The organism is Rhodosalinus sp., assembly GCF_041685465.1.
GTDB lineage: Bacteria > Pseudomonadota > Alphaproteobacteria > Rhodobacterales > Rhodobacteraceae > Rhodosalinus.
Window position 1 is genome coordinate 1 of record NZ_JAWLFS010000186.1, and the last position, 6,089, is coordinate 6,089.

Genomic DNA, 6,089 nt, shown 5'->3' on the forward strand with positions numbered 1-6,089 from the left:
CCCCTCGAGGTCGGTCGTCGCGAGACGCGCCCCGACGGGCGCGCCGCGCGCCGCGGCTCAGAGCTGCGGGTAGAGCGGGAAGCGGCCGCAGAGCTCGGCGACCTCGCCCTTGACCTTTTCCTCGACCGGGCCGTTGCCCTCCTCGCCGTTCGTGGCAAGGCCGTCGACCACCTCGGTGATCCAGCGGCCGACCTGCCGGAACTCCGGCTCGCCGAAGCCCCGCGTCGTGCCGGCCGGCGTGCCGAGGCGGATGCCGGAGGTCACCATCGGCTTCTCGGTGTCGAAGGGGATGCCGTTCTTGTTGCAGGTGATATGCGCGCGGCCGAGCGCCTTCTCGGTGGCGTTGCCCTTCACGCCCTTGGGGCGCAGGTCGACGAGCAGCACGTGACTGTCGGTGCCGCCGGTCACCAGATCGAGCCCGCCCTCGACCAGCGCTTCGCCCAGCGCCTTCGCGTTGGCGATCACCTGTTTCTGGTAGGTCTCGAACTCCGGGCGCAGCGCCTCGCCGAAGGCGACGGCCTTGGCGGCGATGACATGCATCAGCGGCCCGCCCTGGATGCCGGGGAAGATGGCGGAGTTGAACTTCTTCGCCAGTGCCGCGTCGTCGGTCAGGATCATGCCGCCGCGGGGGCCGCGCAGCGTCTTGTGCGTGGTGGTCGTGGCGACATGGACATGCGGGAAGGGCGAGGGGTAGACGCCCGCCGCGATCAGCCCGGCGAAATGCGCCACATCGGCCAGGAGCCAGGCGCCCACGCTGTCCGCGATCTCGCGGAAGCGCGCGAAATCGAGCTGACGCGGAATGGCCGAGCCGCCGGCGATGATCATGGCGGGCTTGTGCTCCTCGGCGAGGCGCGCGATCTCGTCGTAGTCCACGTCGAGCGTGTCGCGCTTCACGCCGTATTGCACGGCGTTGAACCACTTGCCCGACTGGTTCGGCGCGGCGCCGTGGGTCAGGTGCCCGCCGGCGTCGAGGCTCATGCCGAGGATGGTGTCGCCGGGTTTCAGCAGTGCGAGCGACACCGCCTGGTTCGCCTGGCTGCCCGAGTTGGGCTGCACGTTGGCGAAGCCGCAGCCGAAGAGCTTCGTCGCGCGCTCGATGGCGAGCTCCTCGGCGACGTCCACCCACTGGCAGCCGCCGTAGTAGCGCCGGCCGGGATAGCCCTCGGCATACTTGTTGGTCATCACCGAGCCCTGTGCCTCCATCACGGCAGCGGAGACGATGTTCTCGGAGGCGATAAGCTCGATCTCGTCGCGCTGGCGGCCGAGCTCGCCACGGATGGCGGCGAAGAGCTCGGCGTCGCGGCTCTCGAGCGGTTCGGTGAAGAATCCGTCGTCGCGGTGCGGGGCGTTCATGCGCGGTCCTCCTCTGTCGGGATCGCACCGCACATACCGGAAAGGGGGCCGCGGTAAAAGTCCGGAAAGCGGCATCGCGACCGCGGGACGCGGCGCGCACTGGTGCGCGGCGCCGATCCGTGCTTGTCTCGCGCCGCACGCATGCGCCGCGCGAGGGATCCCGCATGAGCCTCCGGCTCGCCTTCACAGCCTCGGACTGGGACGTGGCGCGGGAGGCGCGCGACCGCCTCGTGGCGCGCTACGGCGACGCGCCGGAGGAGGCGGCCGACGTGATCGTGGCGCTGGGCGGCGACGGTTTCATGCTGGGGACGCTCCATCGCACCGCGCATCTCCCGGCCCCGGTCTACGGCATGAACCGGGGCACCGTGGGCTTCCTGATGAACGAGTATTCCGAGGACGACCTGCCGGCGCGTCTTGCCGCGGCGGAGGAGACGGTGATCAACCCGCTCGCCATGCGCGCCGAGGGCGCCGACGGCGCCGTGCAGGAGGCGCTCGCCATCAACGAGGTCTCGATCCTGCGCGCCGGGCCGCAGGCCGCGAAGCTGCGGATCACCGTGGACGGGAAGTTGCGGATGGAGGAACTCGTCTGCGACGGGGCGCTCGTGGCGACGCCGGCCGGTTCGACCGCCTACAACTACTCGGCCCACGGGCCGATCCTTCCCATCGGGAGCGACGTGCTCGCACTGACGGCGATCGCGCCCTTCCGGCCGCGGCGCTGGCGCGGTGCGCTTCTGCCGAAGATGGCGACCGTGCGCTTCGACGTGCTGGAGCACGAGAAACGCCCCGTCATGGCGGACGCGGATTCGCGCGCGGCGCATGACGTGGTGCGCGTCGACGTGCGCTCGGAGCCCGCGATCGCGCACCGGCTCCTCTTCGACCCCGGCCACGGGCTGGAAGAACGGCTGATCCAGGAGCAGTTCGTCTGACGGCTTCCGAAGATTTTTCGTACGAAAAATCTCCTGAAGCCGTCCGAGCAGGGCGATTTTTCGTACGAAAAATCGCCCTCGCGTCAGGCCATGCGCGCCCAGAGATGCGGCGCCATCGGCCCGATGCGCGCCTCGACCGCCTCCATCGCCTCGACCACGAGATCCTCGCGCCAGCGCCGGCCGACGATCTGCACGCCGATCGGCTGCGGTCCCTGCGGCAGCTCCGCAAGGCGCGCGGGCACGTTGCCCGCCGGCAGGCCGACGAAATTCATCGCGAAGGACCAGAGCGCGGAGCCCAGCGCCTCGGTCATGCCCTCCGGCCCTTCGAGGTCGCGGTCGGGCGCGAAGAAGGGATGCGCGAGGAAGGGCGTGAGCGTGAGCGGGTAGGTCTCCTGGAAGCGCGCCCAGGCGCGGGCGAAGGCGCTGCGTTGCGCCATGGCGGCGAGAAGCTCCGCGCCCTCGTAGGGCGGGTACTGGCGGAAGTATTCCTCGAAGAGCGCGCGGAAGGCGGGCGAGCCGTTGCGCGCGAATTCCTCCGAGAGGAGTGCCTTCGTCTCGCCCATGAGCGCGCGGTAGCCCACGCGGGCGGCCTCGGGCATCGCCGGCGGCGTGACCTCCTCGACGGCGTAGCCGGCCTGCGCCAGCGCCTCGGCGGCAGCATCCAGCGCGGCAGAGACCTCCGGGTGGAGGGTGAACCCGAAGCACTCCTTCGTGAAGGCCACGCGGACCGGGGCCTCGAGCCGTTCGCCGGCCCATCGTAGCGGAACGTGGAAGGGATCGCGCGGGTCGGGCGCGACCAGGCTCGGCATCGCGCGCGCGAGGTCCGCGGCGCTGCGCGCCAGCAGGCCCTGCACCGACATCGCCTGCGCGAGCATGCCGCGCTCGGCCTTCTGCGAGGGGTTGTAGGCCGGCACCCGGCCGAGGCCGGGCTTGAGGGTCACCGCCCCGTTGGCCGCGGCCGGGAAGCGCAGGCTGCCGCCGATGTCGTTGCCGTGCGCGAGCGCGCCGATCCCGGCCATCACCGCCGCGCCCGCGCCGCCCGAGGAGCCCCCGGGCGAGACATGATCGCCCCATGGGTTCCGCGTGCGACCGTGCAGCGGATTGTCGGTGTCCGCGCGGAAGGAATACTCCGGCGTGTTGGTCCGCCCGATGGGCACCGCACCGGCCTTCAGGAGGTTCGAGACCACCGGCGCGTCGTCGGGCGCGATCAGATCGGCGTAGGCCGCGACACCGTTGGTCGTGGCGTGGCCCGCCTGGTCGACGTTGACCTTGACCGTCACCGGCACGCCGTGCAGCGGCCCCGTGATCCCGCCCGCGTCGAGCGTGGCGGCGCGGGCCCGCGCCTCGTCGGCGAGGCTTTCGACGACGGCGTTCAGCCGCGGGTTGACCGCCTCCATCCGCGCGAGCGCGGCCTCGGTCGCGGCGACCGCGGTCAGGCGGCCTGCCCGGATCGCCTCCGCCGTCTCGGCGGCCGAGAGGCGCCAGATGTCGTTGTCGTCGGTCCCGGTCATGGCGCGTCCCTTTCAGAGTGCGGAGGCGGGCGCAGCGGCGCGTCCGCGTCGGCCGGCGGCCCTGCCGTCGGGGCATGGGAAGCCGTCACGGTGCGCGGTGCGGGCGGCGATCGCGTCGGCGCCGCGGTCCGGGTCTGACAAAGCCCTGGACGTCAAGGTGCTGCTTGCGCCACGATCAGCCTGCTCCCGGGCTCGGCCGCGCGACGCTAACCGCGGGACAGGCGGTCCGCAAGGCCGTGCCTCACTCCGCCACGATCCGGGCGAGGTCGACCGCCGCCTCGTGGTCGCGGCCGTAGGCCACCAGCGCGATGGAGCGCACGGCGCCCGGCCGCACCTCGTCACGCAGGAGCCCCCCGGACGGGGTGAAGGCCGACAGCGGCACGCGCAGCTCCTGCCAGTCTTCGTCCGTCTCGAAGCCGGCCTGGTAATACTGCCACGGCAGCATCGTGCCGCTCGTGCGCAGGTGCAGGAAGTACCGCTGCCCGTCGCCGCGCACGGTGATGCGCAGCGCCTCGGTGCCCTCGGGCAGCCCCTCCGGCAGGTCGCGCCGCGCCTGGATGAAGCCGCCCCGGTTCTCGGTGCTGACCTGTCCGGTCAGCCGCAGCGCGGCGCGGTCGCCCTGAACGATCGACGCTTCGCCGGACGAGACGCCGCCCATCACCTGATCGGTGAAGAAGCGCCACTCGCCCGCGGGCGGCGCGAAATCCTCGATCACCGTCTGGGCCATGGCGGGCAGGGCTGCGAGCGCGACGCAGAGCGCGAGGAGGTGGCGCATGGAAAACTCCCGTGGTGCATGGACTGGACGTAGGGGCGCCGGCGGCAGCCGCCAAGGGCCTTGGCCCGCGGGGCGGGCGCCGCGATCCGCGGGAGCGCGGCCAGGGCGCGTCAGGCCGCCGCGTAGCCGAGGCTGCGGCAGGCGGCGCGGATCTCGTCGAGGATCGCCGGATCGTCGATGGTGGCCGGCGTCTTGACCTCCTCGCCGTCCGCGATCTTCACCATGGTCGCCCGCAGGATCTTGCCCGAGCGCGTCTTGGGCAGGCGGTCCACGACGACGGCGTGCTTGAAGGCCGCCACCGGCCCGATGCGGTCGCGCACCAGCGCCACGCATTCGCGCACGATCTCCGCCTCGGAGCGGTTCACCCCCTTGGTGAGGCAGAGGAACCCCATCGGCAGTTGCCCCTTGAGCGCGTCCGCCACGCCGATCACCGCGCATTCGGCGACGTCCGGGTGCTCGGCGAGCACCTCCTCCATGCCGCCGGTGGAGAGGCGATGGCCGGCGACGTTGATGACGTCGTCGGTGCGCGCCATGATGTAGAGGTAGCCGTCCGCGTCGATGAGCCCCGCGTCGCCCGTCTCGTAGTAGCCGGGGAAATGCTCCAGGTAGCTCTTGCGGAAGCGGTCCTCGGCGTTCCAGAGCGTGGGCAGCGTGCCCGGTGGCAGCGGCAGCTTGATCGCCACGGCGCCGAGCGTGTCGGGGCCCACCGGATGGCCCGCCTCGTCCAGGATCTGCACGTCGTAGCCCGGCATCGGCACGCCGGAGGAGCCCATGCGCGGCTCCACCCCGCCGAGGCCCACGGGCACGCCCGTGATGGTCCAGCCGGTCTCCGTCTGCCACCAGTGGTCGATGACCGGCACGCCGAGCTGCGCCTTCGCCCATTCGATGGTGTCGGGGTCCGCCCGCTCTCCGGCGAGGAAGAGGGTGCGCAGGCTCGACATGTCGTAGCGGCCGACATGGCTCCCCTCCGGATCCTCGCGCTTGATCGCGCGGAAGGCCGTGGGCGCGGTGAAGAAGGCGGCGACCCTGTGCTCCGAGATCACCCGCCAGAAGGTGCCGGCGTCCGGCGTGCCCACGGGCTTGCCCTCGAAGACGATCGTCGTGTTGCCGTGGATGAGCGGCGCATAGGCGATGTAGGAGTGCCCCACGACCCAGCCCACGTCCGAGGCCGCCCAGAACACCTCGCCCGGCTCGACGCCGTAGATGTTCTTCATCGTCCAGTTGAGCGCCACGAGGTGCCCGCCGGTGGGGCGCACCACGCCCTTGGGCTGGCCCGTGGTGCCCGAGGTGTAGAGGATGTAGGCCGGGTGCGTCGCCTCCACCGGCACGCAGTCCGCGGGCTCGGCGCCGTACTGGAAGGCGTGCCAGCCCACGTCGCGGCCGGGCTCCAGCCGCGCCACCTCCTCCTCGCGCTGGAAGATCACGCAGAAGTCGGGCTGATGCGCGGCCTCCGCCAGCGCGCCGTCGAGAAGCGGCTTGTAGTGCACCACGCGCCCCGGCTCGATCCCGCAGGAGGCGGCGATC

Annotated in this window: 5 protein-coding genes; 1 reads left to right on the forward strand and 4 read right to left on the reverse strand. The window is 71.9% G+C overall.

Annotated features, from left to right (window positions below; translation table 11 throughout):
* Positions 1-57: 57 nt before the first annotated feature.
* A complete protein-coding gene (gene glyA, locus ACESL7_RS11830; RefSeq protein ID WP_372893525.1) occupies positions 58-1,353 on the reverse strand; it encodes a serine hydroxymethyltransferase in 1,296 nt (431 codons plus the stop codon).
* A gap of 164 nt (positions 1,354-1,517) precedes the next feature.
* Here glyA and ACESL7_RS11835 point away from each other — a divergent pair, with 164 nt between their 5' ends.
* The gene (locus ACESL7_RS11835; protein WP_372893526.1) at positions 1,518-2,279 is read left to right on the forward strand and encodes an NAD kinase; all 762 of its coding nucleotides are present in this window, start codon (positions 1,518-1,520) and stop codon (positions 2,277-2,279) included.
* Between the two features lie 83 nt (positions 2,280-2,362).
* Here ACESL7_RS11835 and ACESL7_RS11840 read toward each other — a convergent pair whose 3' ends face one another.
* The 3 genes from ACESL7_RS11840 to ACESL7_RS11850 all read right to left on the reverse strand — a co-directional run.
* Positions 2,363-3,790, reverse strand: a complete 1,428-nt coding sequence (locus tag ACESL7_RS11840; RefSeq protein WP_372893527.1) for an amidase — start codon at positions 3,788-3,790, stop codon at positions 2,363-2,365.
* A 241-nt stretch (positions 3,791-4,031) separates the two neighbouring features.
* A complete protein-coding gene (locus ACESL7_RS11845; RefSeq protein WP_372893528.1) occupies positions 4,032-4,565 on the reverse strand; it encodes a CIA30 family protein in 534 nt (177 codons plus the stop codon).
* A 110-nt stretch (positions 4,566-4,675) separates the two neighbouring features.
* Positions 4,676-6,089: AMP-binding protein (locus tag ACESL7_RS11850; protein ID WP_372893529.1), on the reverse strand; the 1,414-nt coding region annotated here is incomplete at its 5' end.

What these genes read in the sequence shown, in the direction of transcription:
- ACESL7_RS11835 (WP_372893526.1), top strand. Translation starts at nt 1,518, where the DNA reads ATGAGCCTCCGGCTCGCCTTCACAGCCTCGGACTGGGACGTGGCGCGG.
- ACESL7_RS11845 (WP_372893528.1), bottom strand. Translation starts at nt 4,565, where the DNA reads ATGCGCCACCTCCTCGCGCTCTGCGTCGCGCTCGCAGCCCTGCCCGCC.
- glyA (WP_372893525.1), bottom strand. Translation starts at nt 1,353, where the DNA reads ATGAACGCCCCGCACCGCGACGACGGATTCTTCACCGAACCGCTCGAG.
- ACESL7_RS11840 (WP_372893527.1), bottom strand. Translation starts at nt 3,790, where the DNA reads ATGACCGGGACCGACGACAACGACATCTGGCGCCTCTCGGCCGCCGAG.